Raw genomic sequence first — 21,104 nt, forward strand, 5'->3', positions numbered from 1 at the left:
AACATAGGCATTGCTATCGAAGAGCTGTATTAAGTCAGCCCCACATTCAATTTGCTTTATCAAGTATTTTGAAGTTAATTCAGTGAGCTCGTGGAGCAAGTTAAAGACATATTTCTCCTGTAGATGAAACGCAGTGCGAAGTCTAGCAAAGTTTTTATCTTTACCCAGAATATAAGTGAGTAAAGTCCATGGAGCACCTGCAAAGCCTATAAGTGCTTTGCTGGGTGGTAAAGCATGGCGCACCATCCTTATACCGTCTAAAACAGGAGATAATCTATGAAAACACTCATCAGCAGTGCGAGTGTGTTTGCGCTCTTCAGAAATAACAGGACCATGTCCCCGAAGGAATTCGACATCAAATCCCATACAATCTAGCAACACCATTATGTCGGAGAAGATTATCGCGGCGTCGAAATCGAATCTTCTGATGGGCTGGAGTGTAAGTTCCGTAAGTAGTTCGGGGTTATAGCAAGCGTCAAAGAAGTTTTTTATTGGATTCATGGCAACTTGATATTCTGGAAGGTATCTTCCAGCTTGTCTCATGAACCAAATTGGTATTCCTGTCGAATTAGAAGTCTGAAGCTTTACCTTGGAGATATTTCCTTTTTGGTTAAACATAATAATTCTTCATTTATACTAATAGTATTAATATTATCCCTGTGAATTGTGTTAATAACTTCTATCGGCCGAAAAATCAATCTGATAAATTGATTTCATTTTGTGGATAAATTTGTTAGTAAAGTCTATAACTTCTTGATTTTCTCGTAGAATTTATGTGTATAAAATGTTTGTGAATTGTGTTGATAACTGTGTCAAAAAAAGAAGGAAAATATCAGCTAAAACCGGGAAAATTTGTAAAATTCTGTGTGTAGTTAGTGGGTAATATGTGAATATCTTTTATTCACCGATAGGTTACACTGTTATTAACATAGTTATACAGACAACTTTGTATGGAAAATAAAGTTTTGCCGCGTATAATTTTGTACTATGGTTGAGTGGTTTGTTGGTTGCGTTAGGAATGGAAAGCAGGGCTTCTGAGGAGGGTATATACCATAGGATAAAATTAGCGATTTATTCGTTTATGTTGAATAAATTGGCGGGATTTAAGGACTTCATAAAAAGGAAAGTCTTTGAGGAAAACCTGTATGGGTTGGAATGGATTCACATTATAAATAATCTAATAGGTCTCGATGAATGCGCAGTTCAGGATGTGATGGTACAGAGATCCGGAATTGTAGCTCTAGGCATGGACGATGAGGACCTACTAAATAAAGCACTGAGTAGCAACCACACAAGAATACCAGTGTACAAAGATAACATAGACAACATAGTTGGTTTCATACACATAAAAGACATAATTCTGAATGTGGGATCCGACTTCAAAGTGAAAGACATAATACATAACGTCATGTATGTCCCTCATTCAATGAAAGTTGTGAATCTCTTCATAAAAATGCAGTCGTCTAGAGTACATATGGCTGTGGTTTTGGATGAATATGGCAGTACCGACGGCATAGTCACAATGGCAGATATAATAGAGGGAATAGTTGGTGACCTAGAAGATGAGCACGATGTTACAACTATTCCAGATATAGTTAATGTATCAGAAAAGAAAATAGAAGTTAGCGCACGCGTTCTTGTCAGGACGCTTGAGCAATCTCTGGGTATAGTGCTAAGGGATCTGGAGGAGGAGGAAGAATACGTTACTGTTGGAGGGCTTATTTTTGCTATGGTGGGGAGAGTTCCAGCGGTGAATGAAGTGTTTCATCATAAGAGTGGAGCAGTATTCTTGATAAAAGAGGCCGACAACAGGTGCATACACAGAGTAATAATAGATCTTGGCAAGGTGAAAGCAAGTTCCTGAATACAGGGTGGTTCCATCTACAGGAGCCGTTAGTATTATACCTCGATTATTTTTGATAAACGGTTTGAGGGAAATGTAACTATGCTTATTTCCCACAGGTCTATTTTTTGTAAGATTCTAGAGCCATTATGTGGATGCTTTCTATAGGAAACACACTTATATCCTATAGATAAGAAGCCGATGATTTTCTCCTTTATCAGCGAGTGAACATCTTTTGCTTTGGAAAGTGAAAGATTGAGCTGAGCTATTACGAGCAAGCCAAAAGAATTTTCTTCTAGATGCATAACTTTTCCTACGGGTTCTTTGTAATCATGTTGCCATAGGAGAATAACATTTCGTGTTCTTATTGATTCAGAAAAAGCACCTGGCAGGATTAGGTCCTTTTGGCTGTCCAGATGATTGAAAACACCTGCATAGCCACGAAAAACTCCTTTATCAGATATAGTGCTACTATGTGGATTGTTTATCTGCATTTTAATCAACTCATATAGTTCAAAATGTGTCTCCACCTTCTACTGGTGGTAATCCGAAGGCTGTTCTTTTTTCATTTAGTGTCATGAATGTGGAATTCTGAACATATTGCCACAATTTTTGTCTCTTTTCTGAGAGGGCGCTTATGGATTCCTTATCATAGGACAAGAATAAGTTAGCACCGAATTTAGGGATGAGCCACGCATTGAAGTGTGCAAGTATATTCTCCAGATGCGGGAGAATAGTTTGTTCCCACAATGCGAGACGTGCTTCAGAAAAATTGCTGTATGTGTTATCCCCGGGGATTCCTAATAGTTGGGGTGGAACTCCAAATGCAAGTGCTATTTCTCGAGCAGAGGTGTTCTTTACTTCAATGAAGTCCATGTCCTTTGGAGATAGGCTCATTTCTTTCCAGTCAAGTCCTCCCTCAAGCAATATAGGTCTGCCTGTATTTTTATGGCCAATGTAGAAGTCTTCTATTTGAGACTTTAGTCGTTGGTACTGTTCCTGTGTGAGAGTATTTGTGACACCATTTTTTGCATTAACTACTAATGCTCCACTTGGGCGCGCCCCGTTTTGAAGCATTGACTGATTCCATGAGCCAGCTTGATTATGTTGCTCTATGCTACACAAAGCAGTTTCTACTGTAGACAGTCCATACCAGTCATTTATAGGATGGAAATTTTTTATATGTAGTAAGTCGTGTTTGTTTGAAGATTTATCAATCTGAAACTCATACATAAGGTCATTGACTGTGTACCTATATGTTATGGAGCTGGTACGCGGTTTTGTCATTATTTCAACTCTATCAGGTCGCAACAAGTGGAGCTCCCTGGGAAAGCGTTCACTGTCTTCCATGGATAGAATATAGGAATTACCACTCAACAACTTGTAGGTTATTATGCCCTCAATTAATTCCGACCTGGTCATGGTGTGGTTGGGATTAGATAGGAGAGAAATTATGGGGTGACTGTATATTTGTAGCGTCCCCTTTTTTGTGATCCTATTTAGCGTTATGCCCACTGAACCTGCGGCCGAAGCTACCATGTGTATGCATCTAAACGCTATGACATTTTTCATGTAGCCATTTCGAGCAAAATTTGAATAATTTCGTTCTCCCCAAATGGCGTCTCTAGGGCACTCTAAGAATGAGGATATGCTCTGGGGTTTGTTGAAAAGGCCAAAAAAATCTTTCATGGGCACCTGAAGGATGCATAATGAATAGTATGGTAGCTAGTGATGGGGATGTACGGGAAGCAGTTATTTGTGTGCACGTAGTCTAGCTGTCAGCAAATGTTTTAAGTGATATTAGTTTATGTTGAGGACTCATCTAGAGAGTGAGTTTGCTTATGATGTGCGGCATGCTTTCGATGAAGCGTCTGCAGGGTATGACGACTATGCATCCTTACAGAAGGACATAGCACAAAAGTTATGTAGACTTGTTGGAAAAATTGAAGAACATCAGAGTGTCCTGGATGTTGGTTGCGGCACTGGCATTGTGGGAAATACAATCGGAAGAAAGTGTTGTCTCTATCAACTAGATGTATCCGAGAAAATGTGTTGCATAGCACGGGAAAAAAATAAGGCTGTGCTTACTGTAAATGGCAACATGAACTACATGCCATTCAGAAATGAATTTTTCACAGCTGTAATATCATCTATGGCTATGCACTGGGTGGAAGACATATCCCGTGCCTTCAAAAGTATTATTAGAATTTCCAAGAAGGAGGGAAGGGGCATATTCGTAAGCATCCCGGTGGAGGGGACATTCAAAGAGCTACTGGGTTGTTATGAAATGTTGGGAATGAACAGCAAGCATGAATTTTACAGCGTCTCGGCAATAGAGGAGATGCTCTCAAATTTGGGGGTAAAAATCACGTATGTAGAGTGTGAACAACGTACCACCGAACATAGGACGTTTTTCGAGTTTGTGAATGTTCTAAGAAAAACAGGCAGCCATGTGCCAAGAACCTCTGCAAAGGTAGATGGCGACGAAAGCATAAAGAAAGTGTCTAGCCTCTATAGAAGCGTTTTTTCTAATCAAAGTAAGATAGTAAGCTCGTGGAATATTGCTTATTTTGTTATCAAAAGGTAGTTTTGTTGGTATCATCAGAGCAAGTTTTTGTAACACGCATTCAGTAATCTACATGGGTTGTGAATATCGCGATTTAATGTGCGAAATAAGGGGAATTTCACAAAAGAAAAACGCAGTAATACTGGCTCACTACTACCAAGATGATGATATCCAGGATGTTGCAGATTTCATAGGAGACTCTCTGGATTTATCTAAGAAAGCTGCTTCGGTGGATGCGGATATTATAGTATTCTGCGGAGTATTTTTTATGGCAGAAGTTGCCAAGATTTTGAATCCGCACAAAAAAGTTATACTCCCCGATATAAATGCAGGTTGCTCGTTAGCAAGCTCGTGCAGAGCGGAAGACTTTAAAAAGTTCAGGCAGGAGCATAGCGACCATATATCGGTTACATACATAAACTCATCTGCTGAGGTAAAGTGCTATTCAGACATAATATGTACTTCCTCAAATGCGGTGGAGATAATAAAAAACATACCTGAAGACAGAAAGATATTGTTCGCCCCCGACATGCACTTGGGCAGGTTTCTAATAGAAAAAACCGGAAGGGACATGTTGTTGTGGCACGGAAGCTGCATAGTACACGAGAGCTTTTCTGAAACACTATTGATAGATCTCATGACGAGGCATAGTGACGCCTATGTTATTGCCCATCCTGAATGTCCTGGAAATTTATTGAGGTACGCTGACTGCATAGGGTCAACAAAAAACTTGTTGCAGTACGTTACAAACAACCCTGGCAAAAAATTTATAGTGCTCACAGAGGAAGGTATAACATATCAGATGAAAAAGGCTTCACCCGGTAGCACTTTCTATGTAGTGGGTAATAGCGGTTCAGGGTGTGAGTTGTGTGGAAAATGCCCTTATATGAGGCTAAATACACTTGAAAAACTGTATAAATGCATAGAGGAGGAGTCTCCAGAAATAACTCTAGAGGAACACATAATGGTTGAGGCTCGGAAGTCCGTAGATGCCATGATGAACATGTCTATACCTGCGGTGAAAACCTTTCAAAGCTTTGCGTATTAGGGAATTATTCCTGAGATTGATCAAAGGGGTTGTGTCCCCCCAGTTCACACGTGATGAGTTCTAACTCATCTTCCTGAACATTTTCCCTGAACAGAGGAGTTTTATTTAGAGCGCTTTTAAAGGAGTCTGCCTCTGGAACATGGGGAGAAGAGCATGTAACATTCGGCCACTTTTTGGAAAAAATTTCATTTATCTTATGGAAGGTCTTTAAAGTCTGCTGTTCAGGATTTAGGGACGCATAATCGCAGGAAAGTATGTCTTCCATGAACTCATCACTAACTATAGCATCAGCAGGACACTCTGGAACGCACACACCGCAGTCTATGCACTGCTCTGGATCGATAACAAGCATGTTATTTCCCTCATAAAAGCAGTCCACCGGACAAACCACTACGCAGTCGGTGTATTTGCACTTAACACACCTATCCGTCACAAAGTGGGTCATAATGTTAAATAAAATAACTACTTATGTTGATACTAACCCATTTACGAAAAAGGACAAAATGAATATGAAGATAAGCAGAGGTATCACGCGTCCGTTGCGAGCACGCGCACCACCCGTGGTAACACCATGTTCCGTAAAGAGAGCCAGAACGGCCCGTGGTTAGCTACGAGAAGCTCCGCGTAGCACCACGGTACAATGAGAGAAAACAGAAAAAACTCAACTATTGCTCCCCTTCAGGATCTTCGTCGTCATCGAGTTTGTAATTATCCCAGTCTTCTTCGTCGCTTTCGTCATCTACATCTTCGTCCCAGCTACCATCAATTTCCTCTTCCTCATCTAAGGAAGGATCGTCCTGTTCGTCATCAACATCATCATCCAAGTATTCTTCACTATCTAAGTATCCATCATCGCTTTCATGATCCATAATTTCCTCATTATCCACGAAATTGTCATCTTCGTTTGCATTACCATGGTGAGCAGCAGATCCTGTTTCATCGCTTAACAAATGTCCAGTATCATTGTTGTCATCAGATTCATGAACCACTTCACCTGAATTGTCACCATCTCTATAACGCGCTTTTTCAGGATCATAAGGATCCTGTGTAGGTACGAAGGTATTCTTTAATAGCCTTCTAGTAAATGTCTTATCTTCGTAGTACTTTATTTTTTTCGACTTTATAGGAAAAGTTGATTCAATAAGGAGAATCTGTTCGTCTTTTGGAAGCATAATTACTTCCTGTGGTAGCAGGAGCGCCCTTTGAGTATCGGATATATGCAAAGAACGAGATGCAGGATTTAGATCCAAAAATTTAGGTCTATTCAAAGATTCCTGACTTACTGTTTTATTACCAATAAGCTGTGATATCAAATTTGCAGTTTCAATGTTATTCGCAGCAAATGTTATACGGTAAGTGGAGTTAGACAAAAACGAATTCATGCCCGCTTCTTCGTATATTCCCTTCAGCTGCTCCGTATCTTGTATTATCAAGAATAGCCTAACCCGGTACCCTCTAAAATAAGCTATACCAGTCTGAAACTGCTCCATCTTTCCCAGGGTAGGAAACTCATCCATAAGAAATAACACACCGTACGGTTCATCATCAGAAGGTAAAGACCTACATAAGAACTCTGTGGCCTGTTGGTAAAATACCTGCATTAACGGCCTAAGCCTTGTCAAATTATCTGGAGTTACCCCCACATAAACCGTTACTTTCTTTTTCTTAAATTCCTGTATGTTGAAGTCACTTGACGCAGTTGCAGTGTCAATTAATGGATTTGCCCACAGTTCCAGTGAAGAGTTCATGGTAGATACTACACCAGACCGTTCCTTATCTGCCTTCTGAAGGAAAGCTGCAATGTTCATGTACGCAACAGGGTGTATTTTCTTCCCTATGGTATCGAGCACGACCGCCAGATTATAGACCACGTCATCACTACGCATGGTCCTAACAACTTCCCCAAAAGACTTTACCTTTTCTGGCACGGCCAACAAGTAAAGAACAACGCCCACAAACAAGCTACGCGCTTCGTTGTACCAGAAATCTTGCTCAGGCATGATAAGGTTTGCAATTTTCTGAACATCATCCACCATCTGCCCAGGCTTTTTACTTATCCAGTCCAGAGGATTATAGCAGTGGCTTATACCGTCTGGCTGAGCAGGATTCCACACGTAAACTTCCTGGCCGGTTTTCTTTCTCCAGCCGCTCGTTAAGTCATAGTTTTCAAGCTTTACATCGTGTACTATGAGCGAGTCTTCCCAAAACAAGAGATTAGGTATAACAAATCCTACACCTTTACCCGATCCAGTAGGCGCAAAGAGTAAAGCATGCTGAAACCCGTCCGCCACTAGATAACCGCGCTGATCCTTACCTAATAAAATTCCCTTTCTACTACGGAGGCCTATCTTTCGTATGTCGCGCTCAGAAGCCCACCTAGAGTCCCCATGGAGAGACTCCTTGCGTTTAAATGGTCTCCAATCAAATAAGACATGACGCATATTCCAGAAGATTGTGCCCATCACAGCTAGAGGAGCAAGGAAAGAGCACCAAAGTTTTACAGAATTTGTAACCCCGTATAATTTTGGATTTGCCCACCACCCACTTATATACTGAAAGATAGTTGGCCATAGACGCATAGGAAAGTCTGCAATGCTCGGGTTTATTGAGTATAAGTCAAGATACTCTACCCCCCATACGCTCAAAACAAACAACGCACCGGAAACGTAGAAACAAAATTCAAGCAGGAAAAACATGCCTGCAAAAAACACGAGAACGTTACGTATATGGTTGGAGCTAGTATGCATAAACTCTTACGGCCACAGTACCCAGAAATTGTAATAGGTTAATAGATAGCCTAAACATTGTCTCGTGAACTTTTAGTGAACAAGATTTCCGAAATGTGACGAACACCTCCCTCTGCTCGCTTCAGTTGAATAATTATATCCACAATGTTTGTTATGTAGGTGGCTATCTGGTCTGAAGGAAGACCCAAATTTGCTTGCAGCACCATGAGCTTTAACTGCTCAATAGCCATTTGGGGAGTATCGGCATGTAAAGTTGATATAGAGCCAGGGTGTCCAGTATTTATGGCTCTCAGGAAGCTAAACGCTTCGGCACCCCTCAATTCTCCCACAATTATCCTGTCAGGACGCAATCTAAGGCAAGCCTCTATCAAATCCTGAGTACTCACTTTTGCACGTCCCTGACCACCCTTTGATGCCAAAAGGTGCACGCAATTTGGGTGATGCAAGGATATTTCCCTAGAGTCCTCAACTGTAATTATGCGCTCATGTGAGGGTATGACGCGCAATGCAGCATTTGTAAACGTGGTCTTACCTGTCGAAGTACCACCGCTAACAATAATGTTCTTCTTACTCAGCACTGCAAGCTCAAGGAATTTGCGAATTTCCCCTTTGTCTAACAAAGACAGCAACTGCTTATTTACATCCTCTGTTTTACTCTTTTGTTCAGCAACAAAAGAAAAAGCACCCATCTTTTCATAGTCCTCAAGAGATAATTGGACAGTAGAAGGCTTACGTATAGACAATGCTACCTTATCTCCCTCACATGCAGGAGGAAATACTATTTGCACCCTAAACCCATTGGGCAAAGAAGCAGACAAAAGAGGAGTTTCCTCGCTTATTTTCTGTTCTGTTGCCTGCGCTATCAATCTACTTAAAGCCTTGAGATGCGCAATTGTCAGGCTTTCTATACGTTCCTGCCTGATTTCACCACGGTTTTCAACCCAAACTTCGCACTCCTTGTTTATCGATATCTCGTTTACACCTTCCTCAGCAAAAAGGTCCTTAAACGGCTCAAGATATGTTTCTAATGCTGCACATCCTACTGATGACATAACTTCCTCAAGACAACGTGCAGAAAATAGAAAGGTTGCTCATTGTAATATGGCCTCCCGTGGAAATACCAAGTCCTGATTGACGAATACCTTCATAATCGTACCTTGGTCAACATAAACTGTCGGTTGAGTATCAGAAAACTTCTTAATGATATTCTTAACCGAATTAGAGAAGTCCCTAATAGCATCAGAAACAATCTGTGTCGGAAGATTCGTAGAAGTTTTCTTCTCCGTAGATTCCGTTAAAGCTTCGACCGCTTTTTTAACGCCTGTACTTTCCGTACTAACTATGTCTGATTTCAAAGAAGGTATCTTGGAAGCGGCAAAGGCTGTACCCAGAGATACACCTGCAAGGAGCACTGTTGATGTAAGAGTCGCACCCACTTTAGTATCCACAACTCCTGTTACACCGTTTCTTCCCAATTCATCTGTACCTCCGGAGTTCAACTGTACATCCACTCCATTAGGTAAAATTACCCTAAACCAGTTAACATTGACTCTAAACCCGCCAGACCCCGAGTCGAAGAAATAGCTTCCTATAAGCCGCGATCCTTTGGGAATCATGACTTTATGACCAGCACTCGCATATACATCTCTAGACACTATTGCGCGAAGCACTCCTGGAATATCAGAATTTATTGCAGTTTCTAAAACCGCATCTATCACGTGTCCCTGCATAACCATATGCCTAGGATCCCCAACTCTTGTGGCTTTTACGTTAGGAGAAGGAGTGGGCTCTAGTCTTCCTGAGGAGAAGTCTTTTGTTGTGTGTCCAGGTTCCTCACTTGCTCCCTCGGAGCCCCCGCCTCCGCCTAAAGCGAGCATGGGAGTTCCTCTTCTTTCCTTGTCATATCCCAAAAACGACGGAATTCGCTCCGGAGACATAACCCCATAAGGCGCAGGAATAGGTAACTCCTGTTCTGCTGGCTGCTGAGGTTTAGGTACTTCATAAGGTGCAGGGATCTCCTTTACTGTTTCCTCTTGTGTAGCTACCGGTGTACGCACTTGCTTCGTAACCACCGGAATGTCAGGAACACTTGGCATAACCAGAGGTGGTAGTTCAGGAAGTCTAGGGGGCGTAGTGAGAATTCTAGGAGCAGTTTCCTGTGCAGGTGACTCTGCCTCTTTCAGGAGCTTCTCAACGTGATTCTGCTCTATTACCTTTCCAGGCTCCTCAAATTGTTCGGGGGCTTTATCTCCTCTAAAAAAAGTGTAGTATACCAGCCCGGTCACTACACAGACTACTGCAACAACGAAGAGTTTCTTACTCTTGTGTATCCCGACAATATTGACGTCGTCCTCTACGTGTTCCTCGTAATCCTTTATTTCGTCAGCCATATTTTCTACACCACCCAAAATAATTAAAGAGCTCTATTCGATACCTCAACGCTGCTACTTCCGTAATCTAGATACATTTGTTTATGTACACCTTCTATCACGACATAGCCCTTCAGAAAAAGCATTTTACAAGGTACTTTTTCTCCGCCCTGAACGGAATATATTTTCGGAAGAATATCCTTATCAGGAAACTGAAAGTACGTCAGAGCACCGTCATCAAAGGTCTGCAACGGGATGAGTTCATCCTCTGTAGAGGTAGCAGTATACACGTAATTTCTGCTCGTATTATTTGGCCTGATTACCACATTATCCGCCCTACCACCATGCGCCAAACTTGGTGCAGAAATTTCCAAATTTCGAGTTCTTGGGTCGGACTCTAAATTATTCTGCGCGTAATAAAAACGCACAACATACGCTATGTCAGATAGGGGGGAATCAGGACTCATGAGAGCGTCTACACTATTAGATACGCCGTTGATAGCGAGAGATTTAGATACTAAATCAAAGGCATAACTCCTTCCCTTCGATGTCTCTACCAACATGTTTGTATGGCCTTCTTTCGCCAGGGGCATGATGAATATCTTATTGTCTACGGGCTTTACTTTCCAATTCGCATTGTCTCCCATAGCAATAACACGAACACTCTCTCCAACGGAAAACTCTATATAAGAGTGATATCCGTGGTTAAATACTACCTGAAACACCTCATTAGGATTATAGACCAGGGTCTTGATCCTGCTATCAATGGAGATAGGCATAGCACTGACCAATGCCTCAGCAAAAGAGGTGCCACTCGTAATGCAAAGTGCAAAAGCGACAGTAAATGAGGTAAAAAACCTTCTATAGAAACTCATCATCCGCCCTATAATATGTTATTTGAAATCCTAGAGGGTTAACCTGCCTTTCTTGTTCATTCATCTCCAAGGTAGAATACTTGAAAGAAAGTGTAGCTATCCGGTCTTTCTTTATCACAGACCCATTTCCACTTACAAATTCCAAGGTGAAACGTATTTGTGCTTTTCCAGCTCCCAAATGTTGCAACGAACGAACTTTCAGAAGTCCTGAGGTAACATCTGCGTAGAGTGTCATAGGACTAGAAGGGTTACTTGGCCTAATCCAACTTCTGAAGCTACTGTAGGTATCCTGTGAGGATAACAACCGCACCTTCGTGTAGTAGTTATACTGAAAACTACTAGGCTCAAAGAGCTCCCTTGCTTTCACGTATTCTATGATGAAGTAATTGCTGAGCACCTCGTCTGCAGAATACTGCTTTACAGTCATGGGGTTAACCAAAGTCGTTATACCAGACTTCTTCTCTATCTCCACGACGAATGGTTCTATCGTTCTTGTCTTTCCTATCCTGAAGATGACGAAAGTACTTGCGCCTATGCAAAACACCGACAACACGACTAGAAAGAGCAGAATATTCCGTTGTACTACCACAGAATTGTACCTGTCGTTATGCCAATTGCCGGAAGAAATAGAACCTTTCTTCCCGCTGCTCTTGTTTCCTTTAGCGTTTTTACCAAAACCTAACATGTGTAACACCAATCTGCAGAAACTGCCAATATAAGCCCCCTGAATCACATAATCAGAAAGCTACTATGCTTTTATTTACATCAAGTTAACGAAAAAATCACTCTCAAACAACGTCTTATTGGGGCTTTTCTGAAAGTGTATGCCTCATGATTTTTTGCACACTTGGCAGCAAAATAACAAGTAAATTAATTTCCCCAAAATTCTGGGGTTCTATAGGGGTTCTGACCCAATGCATAAAAAGTTGGAACAAGAAGATCTCATCAATTTACGTGTCCCATACGTTCACGTTTTGTCTTCAGGTATCCTCTGTTATACTTATTGTCCTCCACGGAGAACGGTATGGTTTTTGTAACAACGAGTCCGTGAGTTTCTAGTCCAGAAACTTTGCTAGGATTGCAGGTCAGCAATTGCAACCTGTGTACACCAAGGTTCTTCAAGATCATTGCAGCAGGCAGAAATTCTCGCTCATCGTCGTCGAACCCTAAGAATCGATTCGCATCAACGGTGTCGAACATGTTTTCATGTTGCAGACTATAGGTACGTATTTTGTTGGCAAGACCTATACCTCGTCCCTCCTGTGAAATGTACAGTATTAGACCACCACCACTATCTGCAAGGGTTCTAACGGCAGAGAGCAATTGGCCCCTGCAATCACATGAAAGACTACCCAAGAGGTCTCCTGTGTAACAAGAAGAGTGTATGCGTACGGAAACATTGTCCATTTGTGGATCGCCAATCACTATCGCATAGTGTTCTGGTTCCCCAACATTGGACCTGTAAACAAAGATCTTTGCTTTTAAAGAATTCTGCAGGAAAAGGTCAGAGCTACAGATCTCCTCTAGCATGTAGTTCAAGGAATAATCCGATATAACGCTTCCACAAATGCTCAGGACATTATTCTCTGCACACCATGTATGCATTTCTGAAACGGTGTTGAACTTCATGTCTATGATCAGAGCAGAAGGCATAAGTTTCGCCTTCTTGATCATCTCAATAGCAATGCTGTCAAGGACATTAGAAGAGCTATAGCAAATTTTGCTTATATCAGGCATATTGTCACAAGACAAAACTATGCTGCGTACCTCATGTAGAGAAAGATTGTCAACACGCACCCTGGTTAGAGCTGCTTTTCCCGACAGGAAGGACATTCTATTTGCTGTTAAGAGCAAATATACCTCGTCCGAAAACGACACAAATGTAGAAAAAGATGACTCTTCAAGGAGCTCACCAGCAAAAACAAGCGCGTAAACTCCGTCCCGATACAGCAATACTGGCGAACATCTTCTGATTTCTAAAATAGAACGCTCCAGTATATTGTTACCAAACCCAAAGCGACTACCAATCAAGCAACCCATTGTGAGACCCACGAAAGTGGTGCGGTTAAGAAGACTCGAACTTCCAAGGCCACTACAGCCACAGCGACCTCAACGCTGCGTGTCTACCACTTCCACCATAACCGCGAAACATACGCCGCCATGATAACGAAAAGCCAAATCTCTTGTCAACAGGGACTAATCCTACATCAATCCTGTTTGGCGTGGGAATTGGATATGGCAAATAGTAATCCAGAAACCTTATCTCCGTATATGTTGCAACGGTTCATATAGTGTAAGTGGAGGCCCATCTCTTCTACTTTCTTTACAACGTAATTTGACGAATGACAGAAAAAATCTCCCTCTTTGACAAACTTATAGCCCTTGCTGCCACCCTCTCTTACCAGGCCAAATATCATGCCGCCGTCCGACAAGGTAGCGCTTACACTAGAAAGCATCTTGGTAAGATCACCATAATAATGCAGAACTTCCGTCAAGATGATGACATCATACCTCTTGGTATTCGTTTGTAAAAAGTCTCGGATACTCAGGCATACCAGCTCATTATATGTCTGTTTACCATTTACCAGGCACTGGCGCGCAATGTTCAACATCCTTCTTGAAATGTCAACCCCAGTTATATGGGCACTCACGCCTTTCATTTTCAAAAACTGACCGCATATGCCTGTGCCACAGCCAAGATCCAAAATATGTAGTTCTGTAGAACGGTCGCCAAAGAAGTTCATTACCAATGACCGCACATACTCGTGCCCATGATAGTTCTTCGCTACTAGCCAGTGCTCCACGAAATATTCGCTTGTGTAGTTAAAATGTTGCTTGATGACATTCTCAGGGACCTCAAGAATGGCGTCAGGAGCAGCCATTTTGTTCAGATAATATTTGGATTCTTCGTTGTTTTTGTCGAAAGATAGCGCTTTGTTGAAATTTTTCGCTGCCTTATCGAAATTTCTCAAAACAAAATGGCATCTTCCGATGTTGTAATATACATCTGGTAACTTTGGCCTTACTATGCTTATAAGCCAAAACCTTGTTTTTGCATCTGAGATGTTTCCCCTATAAAAGTGGTACAAACCCAGATCTATGTTGGTAGCGAGCAGACTCTTGAACTTGTCTTTAGTAGACAGAATTCCCTCTCTCGCTGAGAGTCTCCCATTTTTCAGTAATTTTATTACCTCAGTGACACTAGGCATAGCGCTGCAGATCCGTGCAAGCAACAACCCCATCCCATCACTAAAACAAGCAAAAACCCTTTTCATAATCTCCCTAACAGGTAAGAAAAACCCAGGATACTAACACACAAGTCCATTTCTAAGCCAAAACTAGCTGTCTGAAAAGCATTCTATGTATACGAATAGATTCAGAAACGTCTAAAAGCCATGGAACGGTTCCTGGAGCTTTGTCATTCTTAGGGTCTGTACCAGGTTTGGTATTAACTGGTTTACCTTGTACATACAGCTTACCGTCTACCATCATGAGCTTTGTATTCCACAGCAGTTTAGCAATAGTCAAAGACAACCACAAAACAGCGGCAGAGAAGGTTTTTCTGTGCTTTTTGGGAACTGTGCCCCACATGAGAACTAACGTGATCATTGAGAGAAGAAGCAAAACCGCAAGGCAACATATTACCGATACGGAAAACCCCAAAAACGGATCATCCACAGCCCACCCTGTCCTCGAATCATCAGACGACGAAAACTTATTTCCTACAACTAGACCTACAGTAACTATAAAACAGGCCATGAAGAAGCAGATGAACACCTTTGCCAACAACACTTTTGATTCTGCGCTGATAACACTTCCACTCATAACTAAGCTCCATTCCCCCATACACCAGAGCAAGCAAGTACATGCGACACACGTATAATGGCACAATCCACGCGTCGCGCGCACTATACCAACCCATTGTTGCCATTATATTAACATGTCCTCTTACTTACAGGGTGCAAGAAGGCATACGAACGGCCAATAAACACGAACCACAATTGTAACGTAACACGGTGTATACACTACCATCTATATCGTGTATTGCAAGGCATTACTTAATGCGGCAAGGTGGCCTGATTTTGTGTTCTTAATTCTAGAATAACCCCTTCTTAAGAACATAAATATTGCGCGTGCAATTCTTTGCATTCTGGAAAGATAACAAGCAGGACACACTTGCCAACTCCCGAAACCACCCGAAAATACGCTAGCCCGCGGTCAGAACCCCAGTCTGCTTCATATGTACCCTATATGCGCGTAGTTGGTGGCCGTTATCGAGCTACATGCTGAATGAACTCTTCAACAGCTTTGCAGCTTCATCAAATTCTTCCGCGAAACTCTTCTTAATGCTATCTGGCAGGACGATACCCAGGTTAGTCTCCAAGTACTTTGAAAGGTCGAGCATCCGGGCGTTGTAGCTCTTTTTCTTACTCGTGAACTTGATAAAAGATACGCCACACAGTATCTCTATGCCAACAGCTTTGTTCAGGAGCACACAGTCGACAGAAAGGTTTATCCTTAGTAAAATCTTTTTTATCGGTTCGACACTGAAAGTCAACATACCCTTGATGCTACATACTTCAATAGAATATAGACAGGAAACATGGGATAGGCACCCATTACTGTATTTTTGATGTCTTGAAACTTCCCAGAGCAACTTTTGCGGGTTTGCATTTACAGCGGATTCTTCAGGAACTTGCTGCATAATATGATACCTAGTAATACCAACCTGTTAGGAGTATACACTTCGCGTAGTTAAATAAGGCATAATAGTGAGATTGTGAGATTGAATATCAACTGTGAGGTGTGGCACTATGGCAGCGGAAGTGTGACTTGTGCTAATTCTTTAATGAGATTTGGGGAGTAGTAGCAGAGTAGGACATTGAACCAAGCAATCACTCATGTTTGCAACAGAAAAGACTGGACTAAAATTTCACAGTGTAAGGAGCTTCAAGTAGTGCAGTAATTTTCTCGGGGCTTTGCGTTTCGCACGTGTAAAATATTGAAAAGACTGTTCTGTGTGAAAAGTATAAGGTTATAACTCAACTTGTTAGATATTTATCGCAGACACAGTTAAAAGTATATTAGAGAGTGAAGGTGTTGTTTTATCAAGGGTGGGTTTCGTGAAAGATATTAAAGCTTTGCCTGGAGTACAGAATTGTAGTGCTTACAGAAACAAGATTTTACTCAGAGTGGATTTCAATGTCCCTGTTGATGGAGGCTGCATACAGGATACTACCAGAATAAGAAGAGTTATTCCAACTGTGGAATGTTTGATAGAGAAAGGAGCAAAGGTCATCATAATATCTCACCTGGGAAGGCCCAAAGGAAAAGACATGGAATTTTCCTTCGAACCTCTAGTGCCCGCCATAAGCGATATTTTAGGTAAAAGCATTACCTTCATAGGCAGTGAGGACATCTCAAGGGTTAATACTGTTGTGGAATCTTTGCCATGGGGCTCCGTTATTCTGCTGGAAAACCTTAGATTTCACGAAGGGGAGGAAAATAATGATCCTGATTTTGCGAGAAAGTTGGCAAGTTTCGCAAACATTTACGTTAATGACGCATTTTCCTGTTATCACAGAAAACACGCATCGGTAAATGCCATAACAAAGATGATGCCCACATTTGCTGGGTTGAGTTTGCAAGAGGAACTTAAGCATTTAGGGAGTGTAGTCAAGGATCATCCGGTGGCCGCTATTATAGGCGGAGCAAAAGCGTCGACTAAAATACCTGTACTTCGAAACTTGGCGCGTAAAGTTGACTATCTCGTATTGGGAGGAGGCGTCGCAAACACTTTCTTGTTGTACAAAGGTTTGAACGTTGGAAACTCGCTATGTGATAAATGTTTAGACGATGTGGATGCAGTCTATGAAGAAGCGAAAACCAGCGGATGCAATATTGTCCTGCCAGTAGACCACGTTGTTGCAAAAAATGCAGAGGCAATGGCGACAACAAAGGACAACGGAAGTGTTTCAGAAGAGGATTGCATTTTTGATATAGGAAAAGAAACATCTGAAGTGATTGCCAAAGTGCTCAGTGGTTGTAGAACGATATTATGGAACGGGCCTATGGGGCTTTTTGAGAAAAGCTCTTTTATAGGTGGAACTTCTGATTTGGTTAGGATGCTGGTGGACTGCAAAAAAGAAAGGGGCGCTGCTGTAATACTTGGAGGAGGGGAAAGTATACTTGCAATGAGACTTTTAGGATATTCTGAGAGCAATTTTACATACGTTTCTACGGGAGGAGGAGCATTGTTGCATTTCTTGAGTAATGTTTAGGTTCTTTAGCGCGTGAAATGTTTATGGAAGGATTAGCGCTCTGACTTTACCATCCTTGAGTTCAATGGTAACTACGTCATCAGGAAGAACGGTAGCTGTGGATACAACCTGCAATCCGCTACTATTATAGATAACAGCATATCCCACATTTAGAATATGTTGTTTATCGTAGTGGTCTAACCGATGTTTTAAACTCTCTAGATTCTGTTTGTACCCAAAAATTGTAGTTTGAAGCGCGGCAAACATACGATGACGTAGCTCCTCAGCGGCTTTTTCGTATTTTAATACTTTGCGTCCACATTCGATCAGTGAATTTTGGAACTTCAATAGACGATACTGGTATGCTTGTATGACTTTTCTGAATGCGGCCGCCATTCTCAGAAAATTTATTTCTAGGCTTTCCAGAAGCTTGTGTTTTTCGGGCAGTATGAGCTCAACAGCTGCAGTAGGTGTCGGAGCTCGCAAATCTGCGACATAATCTATTATAGTAAAATCTGTTTCATGCCCTATGGCAGAAACTATAGGTATTTCTGACGATGCCACCACTCTCGCGAGCGCTTCATCATTGAATGGCCATAGATCTTCTACACTTCCTCCTCCTCGTGCAACTATTATTACGTCAGGGCTGTCTTCAAGAGCGTGAAACCCCCTAATGGCATTTGCAACCATAGAGCTTGCTTGTGTACCTTGGACGTGTACGGCCCATAAAATGAGATGGGAAGGAAATCTATCTGTAACCCTATTGATTATATCTTGGAGCACGGTTCCAGTGGAGGAAGTTATCACACCGATTTTCATAGGGAGCAGAGGCAGTCTTTTTTTGCGTTTTATATCGAAGAGGCCCTCTGTTTCGAGTTTCTTTTTAAGCTCTGCCAGCATAGCAGCCAACTTTCCATCCCCAACAAGCTCCATATCGGTCAGTATTAACTGATATTTGGACTGATAAATGCTCAAGTGACCAGAACAGGTTACTTCTACTCCATTGCGAAAGGGGGCTTTAACTTTCGTGTGGTTCCAGCATACCGCGTTGAGGACGGAGTTATCATCTTTGAGTGTAAAATACACATGCCCAGAGGTAGGATGTGATACTCCACTTATTTCACCGCGAACGCGTATAGAATAAAACACCTCATGTAAGAGGTTTTTGAGTACTGAAGTTATTTCCGTTACTGTGAATTCAGGTATCATGCCGCTAAAACAACAAACTACTCTCGGTAAGACGAGTTTTCAGTATCTACCATGAGAATAGGCACATTAATAATAAAAACTAGAAAATGTTCAGATGACCGCAAGCGGTTGGAGTTCGGAATTATAGAGCTGAGAAATGCTATCTGGGGCAGTATCGGGAGCAAATGCTGGTGGCGTAGAATTACCGAGTTCATGTAAGCATAAACTGTGCTATATTGGTCACGTGCACACAGCGCTTGTGTTGTGGGGCTGGATAATGTGCAGGAAGCTGTTATAAAGAAAGTGATAGATGCCAAAGGCGGACACTATATTCGCGTTGTCAACCCCTAGAGGAAAATCCGGTGTTGCAGTCATAAGAATATCAGGACCAGCGTCTTTAGATGCCATAAGGAACATGGGTGTCAAGGGAGAGATAGAACCCCGGATGGCCCATTGTAAAACGCTTTATGACAGGAAGGGTATTCCCATAGATTATGCAGTAATACTTTATTTTCCTGGCCCCAATAGTTTTACTGGAGAAGATGTGGTAGAGCTACAAGTACATGGGAGTAATGCGGTTATAAGGCTCATTTTCGAGGAACTACAGGGGTTCATCAGGATTGCTGAGCCGGGGGAATTTTCGCTGAGGGCATTTTTAAATGGGAAGATTGATTTAACAAGAGCTGAGGGAATAGCTGATCTTATCAATGCGGAGACCGAAGCGCAATTAAGGCAAGCGCTTGCGCAAACTTCGGGTAAACTTGAGGCGCTGTACAAAAATTGGCGCAATGCGGTAATAAGTGTTATTTCGAGACTGGAAGCATGTATTGATTTTCCAGAAGACATCTCGTCAGATGTTTTGTTGGGTATACACCACGAGATAGAAGAGCTTCACAAAATGCTTAAAGAACATATCAACGACGAAAACAGGGGGGAGAGACTCAAAAATGGGGCAAGAGTGGTTATTTTAGGTGCTCCAAACGCGGGTAAGTCCACTCTATTTAACTTCATAGCACAGAGGGAAATTGCCATTACATCGGAATATCCAGGAACAACGCGTGATATGTTGGAAGTATGTGTGGATATAGGTGGCTATCCATTCATATTTGTGGACACTGCCGGGATTAGAGAAAGCTCAGACTTTGTCGAATGTGAGGGGATAAAGAGAGCAAAACTTGCGGCTCAGGAGGCTGATATAAAAGTTGTTATGGTTCCATATGGTGAGATTGAGAGCTTTGATTTCAATATCTTAGAAAAACTTCACGATGAAAATACAATTTACGTGTTGAGCAAGGCTGATGACGCGAAATACGACATATTGGAAATAAAAGGAAAGAGCTTTTGTCTACTTTCTGTGCATAACAATTTGGGGGTAAACAACCTATTGGCGCAGATTAGCGAAAAATCAAAGGAGAGTTTTCCAAAGCACGGTGATGTCCTAATTACATCACAGAGGCATAGAGGACATGTTCAAAATGCAATAAAGAACATTTTGGAGATAAATGAAGAAATGCCGGTAGAAATCATTGCTGAATATTTGAGATTAGCGGCAAAAGAACTAGGTGCAATTACAGGGGCAGTGCATGTTGATGATATCTTATCCAGTATATTTGGGAAGTTTTGTGTTGGTAAGTAACCACGATGCTGTTAGCTCAAGGAAGCAACAGTTTTTCCACAAATGAGACTATCGTATCGGTATGTGGCATTTTGCCATACCCCTCTTCACCGCATGCCAGTTCCCCAAATTCAGGGTCTATAATATGGACTCCATCATTGCGTAGTATTTCCAGATTTCTCGACATTGCAGGAGATTGTAGCATAACCGAGTTCATTACTGGAGCTACAACAAGAGGGGCAGTTGATGCCAGTATTATGGAAGTGGGAAGATCGTCGCATATACCGTGTGCTATTTTTGCCACTAGGTTAGCAGTTGCTGGAGCGACTAGTATAAGGTCAGATTTCCTAGAAAGCGTGATATGTTTCATGCTATCATGGGGGCTGAAAGCATCTTCGGCGCTGTAAGTATAATTACCAGATAGCGACGACACACACATAGGAGTGATAAATTTTTCACCACATTTACTGAGCACACATTGCAAATTGTGTTTTCTTCTTTTCAACTCTCTGATAACTTCAAGTGATTTATACGCTGCTACACTGCCAGATATAATGAGCAATATGTTCATTTTGTACCCTACAAAAATGCGA

Annotated in this window: 19 protein-coding genes, 1 tRNA gene and 1 pseudogene; 5 read left to right on the top strand and 16 right to left on the bottom strand. The window is 41.8% G+C overall.

Annotated features, from left to right (window positions below; all coding sequences use genetic code 11):
- Window positions 1-618 (bottom strand): uroporphyrinogen decarboxylase family protein (locus R4I06_RS00005; RefSeq protein ID WP_334413449.1); only part of this gene is annotated, 618 nt, incomplete at its 3' end.
- Between the two features lie 400 nt (window positions 619-1,018).
- Between R4I06_RS00005 and R4I06_RS00010 the strand changes: the two genes are divergently transcribed.
- Window positions 1,019-1,864 (top strand): transporter associated domain-containing protein, encoded by an 846-nt coding sequence (locus R4I06_RS00010; protein ID WP_334413495.1) that lies wholly within the window; start codon window positions 1,019-1,021, stop codon window positions 1,862-1,864.
- Window positions 1,865-1,899: 35 nt separating this feature from the next.
- Here the strand turns inward: R4I06_RS00010 and R4I06_RS00015 are convergent, their stop codons facing one another.
- A complete protein-coding gene (locus tag R4I06_RS00015) occupies window positions 1,900-2,337 on the bottom strand; it encodes an HK97 family phage prohead protease (RefSeq protein WP_334413450.1) in 438 nt (145 codons plus the stop codon).
- Window positions 2,338-2,356: 19 nt separating this feature from the next.
- On the bottom strand, window positions 2,357-3,532 hold the full coding sequence (locus R4I06_RS00020; protein ID WP_334413451.1) for a phage portal protein: 1,176 nt from the start codon (window positions 3,530-3,532) through the stop codon (window positions 2,357-2,359).
- Window positions 3,533-3,650: 118 nt separating this feature from the next.
- Between R4I06_RS00020 and R4I06_RS00025 the strand changes: the two genes are divergently transcribed.
- Window positions 3,651-4,430, top strand: coding sequence for a methyltransferase domain-containing protein (locus tag R4I06_RS00025; RefSeq protein ID WP_334413452.1), 780 nt, complete (start codon window positions 3,651-3,653; stop codon window positions 4,428-4,430).
- A 52-nt stretch (window positions 4,431-4,482) separates the two neighbouring features.
- The gene (gene nadA, locus R4I06_RS00030; RefSeq protein WP_334413496.1) at window positions 4,483-5,457 is read left to right on the top strand and encodes a quinolinate synthase NadA; all 975 of its coding nucleotides are present in this window, start codon (window positions 4,483-4,485) and stop codon (window positions 5,455-5,457) included.
- A 76-nt stretch (window positions 5,458-5,533) separates the two neighbouring features.
- On the opposite strand, the pseudogene R4I06_RS00035 reads toward nadA, so the two are convergent.
- The 11 genes and pseudogenes from R4I06_RS00035 to R4I06_RS00085 all read right to left on the bottom strand — a co-directional run.
- Window positions 5,534-5,902: pseudogene (locus tag R4I06_RS00035) on the bottom strand (4Fe-4S binding protein); the annotation flags it as partial.
- A 220-nt stretch (window positions 5,903-6,122) separates the two neighbouring features.
- Window positions 6,123-8,204 carry a type IV secretory system conjugative DNA transfer family protein gene (locus R4I06_RS00040; RefSeq protein ID WP_334413453.1) on the bottom strand — a complete coding sequence of 694 codons (2,082 nt, stop codon included), beginning with the start codon at window positions 8,202-8,204 and terminating at the stop codon, window positions 6,123-6,125.
- 50 nt (window positions 8,205-8,254) lie between these two features.
- Window positions 8,255-9,256, bottom strand: coding sequence for a P-type DNA transfer ATPase VirB11 (virB11, locus tag R4I06_RS00045; RefSeq protein WP_334413454.1), 1,002 nt, complete (start codon window positions 9,254-9,256; stop codon window positions 8,255-8,257).
- 39 nt (window positions 9,257-9,295) lie between these two features.
- The gene (locus tag R4I06_RS00050) at window positions 9,296-10,594 is read right to left on the bottom strand and encodes a TraB/TrbI/VirB10 family type IV secretion system protein (protein WP_334413455.1); all 1,299 of its coding nucleotides are present in this window, start codon (window positions 10,592-10,594) and stop codon (window positions 9,296-9,298) included.
- Window positions 10,595-10,617: 23 nt separating this feature from the next.
- Complete coding sequence (gene virB9 / locus R4I06_RS00055; protein ID WP_334413456.1) at window positions 10,618-11,451, bottom strand: P-type conjugative transfer protein VirB9; 834 nt, start codon at window positions 11,449-11,451, stop codon at window positions 10,618-10,620.
- A complete protein-coding gene (locus R4I06_RS00060) occupies window positions 11,435-12,133 on the bottom strand; it encodes a VirB8 family type IV secretion system protein (protein ID WP_334413457.1) in 699 nt (232 codons plus the stop codon). Before R4I06_RS00060 ends, virB9 begins: the two co-directional genes overlap by 17 nt.
- 260 nt (window positions 12,134-12,393) lie before the next feature.
- Complete coding sequence (locus R4I06_RS00065) at window positions 12,394-13,488, bottom strand: GTP cyclohydrolase II (RefSeq protein ID WP_334413458.1); 1,095 nt, start codon at window positions 13,486-13,488, stop codon at window positions 12,394-12,396.
- A gap of 17 nt (window positions 13,489-13,505) precedes the next feature.
- Window positions 13,506-13,593, bottom strand: a tRNA-Leu gene (locus R4I06_RS00070).
- A 62-nt stretch (window positions 13,594-13,655) separates the two neighbouring features.
- Entirely contained in the window at window positions 13,656-14,723 is a 1,068-nt protein-coding gene (locus R4I06_RS00075) for a class I SAM-dependent DNA methyltransferase (protein ID WP_334413459.1), read from the bottom strand.
- A 52-nt stretch (window positions 14,724-14,775) separates the two neighbouring features.
- On the bottom strand, window positions 14,776-15,273 hold the full coding sequence (locus R4I06_RS00080; protein WP_334413460.1) for a hypothetical protein: 498 nt from the start codon (window positions 15,271-15,273) through the stop codon (window positions 14,776-14,778).
- A 454-nt stretch (window positions 15,274-15,727) separates the two neighbouring features.
- Window positions 15,728-16,153, bottom strand: coding sequence for a hypothetical protein (locus tag R4I06_RS00085; RefSeq protein WP_334413461.1), 426 nt, complete (start codon window positions 16,151-16,153; stop codon window positions 15,728-15,730).
- Between the two features lie 418 nt (window positions 16,154-16,571).
- On the opposite strand from R4I06_RS00085, the gene R4I06_RS00090 reads away from it, so the two are divergent.
- Window positions 16,572-17,729, top strand: coding sequence for a phosphoglycerate kinase (locus tag R4I06_RS00090; RefSeq protein WP_334413462.1), 1,158 nt, complete (start codon window positions 16,572-16,574; stop codon window positions 17,727-17,729).
- Between the two features lie 21 nt (window positions 17,730-17,750).
- Here R4I06_RS00090 and xseA read toward each other — a convergent pair whose 3' ends face one another.
- The gene (gene xseA, locus R4I06_RS00095; RefSeq protein WP_334413463.1) at window positions 17,751-18,917 is read right to left on the bottom strand and encodes an exodeoxyribonuclease VII large subunit; all 1,167 of its coding nucleotides are present in this window, start codon (window positions 18,915-18,917) and stop codon (window positions 17,751-17,753) included.
- Window positions 18,918-19,206: 289 nt separating this feature from the next.
- On the opposite strand from xseA, the gene mnmE reads away from it, so the two are divergent.
- A complete protein-coding gene (gene mnmE / locus R4I06_RS00100; protein WP_334413464.1) occupies window positions 19,207-20,532 on the top strand; it encodes a tRNA uridine-5-carboxymethylaminomethyl(34) synthesis GTPase MnmE in 1,326 nt (441 codons plus the stop codon).
- Window positions 20,533-20,548: 16 nt separating this feature from the next.
- Here mnmE and R4I06_RS00105 read toward each other — a convergent pair whose 3' ends face one another.
- Window positions 20,549-21,082 carry a flavoprotein gene (locus tag R4I06_RS00105; protein ID WP_334413465.1) on the bottom strand — a complete coding sequence of 178 codons (534 nt, stop codon included), beginning with the start codon at window positions 21,080-21,082 and terminating at the stop codon, window positions 20,549-20,551.
- Window positions 21,083-21,104: the final 22 nt, after the last annotated feature.

The organism is Anaplasma bovis, assembly GCF_036903315.1.
Taxonomy (GTDB): Bacteria; Pseudomonadota; Alphaproteobacteria; order Rickettsiales; family Anaplasmataceae; genus Anaplasma; species Anaplasma bovis.

Coding starts and splice junctions, on each gene's coding strand:
- R4I06_RS00010 (WP_334413495.1), top strand. CDS start 1,019: ATGGAAAGCAGGGCTTCTGAGGAGGGTATATACCATAGGATAAAATTA.
- R4I06_RS00015 (WP_334413450.1), bottom strand. CDS start 2,337: ATGCAGATAAACAATCCACATAGTAGCACTATATCTGATAAAGGAGTT.
- R4I06_RS00020 (WP_334413451.1), bottom strand. CDS start 3,532: ATGAAAGATTTTTTTGGCCTTTTCAACAAACCCCAGAGCATATCCTCA.
- R4I06_RS00025 (WP_334413452.1), top strand. CDS start 3,651: ATGTTGAGGACTCATCTAGAGAGTGAGTTTGCTTATGATGTGCGGCAT.
- nadA (WP_334413496.1), top strand. CDS start 4,483: ATGGGTTGTGAATATCGCGATTTAATGTGCGAAATAAGGGGAATTTCA.
- R4I06_RS00040 (WP_334413453.1), bottom strand. CDS start 8,204: ATGCATACTAGCTCCAACCATATACGTAACGTTCTCGTGTTTTTTGCA.
- virB11 (WP_334413454.1), bottom strand. CDS start 9,256: ATGTCATCAGTAGGATGTGCAGCATTAGAAACATATCTTGAGCCGTTT.
- R4I06_RS00050 (WP_334413455.1), bottom strand. CDS start 10,594: ATGGCTGACGAAATAAAGGATTACGAGGAACACGTAGAGGACGACGTC.
- virB9 (WP_334413456.1), bottom strand. CDS start 11,451: ATGATGAGTTTCTATAGAAGGTTTTTTACCTCATTTACTGTCGCTTTT.
- R4I06_RS00060 (WP_334413457.1), bottom strand. CDS start 12,133: ATGTTAGGTTTTGGTAAAAACGCTAAAGGAAACAAGAGCAGCGGGAAG.
- R4I06_RS00065 (WP_334413458.1), bottom strand. CDS start 13,488: ATGGGTTGCTTGATTGGTAGTCGCTTTGGGTTTGGTAACAATATACTG.
- R4I06_RS00075 (WP_334413459.1), bottom strand. CDS start 14,723: ATGAAAAGGGTTTTTGCTTGTTTTAGTGATGGGATGGGGTTGTTGCTT.
- R4I06_RS00080 (WP_334413460.1), bottom strand. CDS start 15,273: ATGAGTGGAAGTGTTATCAGCGCAGAATCAAAAGTGTTGTTGGCAAAG.
- R4I06_RS00085 (WP_334413461.1), bottom strand. CDS start 16,153: ATGCAGCAAGTTCCTGAAGAATCCGCTGTAAATGCAAACCCGCAAAAG.
- xseA (WP_334413463.1), bottom strand. CDS start 18,917: ATGATACCTGAATTCACAGTAACGGAAATAACTTCAGTACTCAAAAAC.
- mnmE (WP_334413464.1), top strand. CDS start 19,207: ATGCCAAAGGCGGACACTATATTCGCGTTGTCAACCCCTAGAGGAAAA.
- R4I06_RS00105 (WP_334413465.1), bottom strand. CDS start 21,082: ATGAACATATTGCTCATTATATCTGGCAGTGTAGCAGCGTATAAATCA.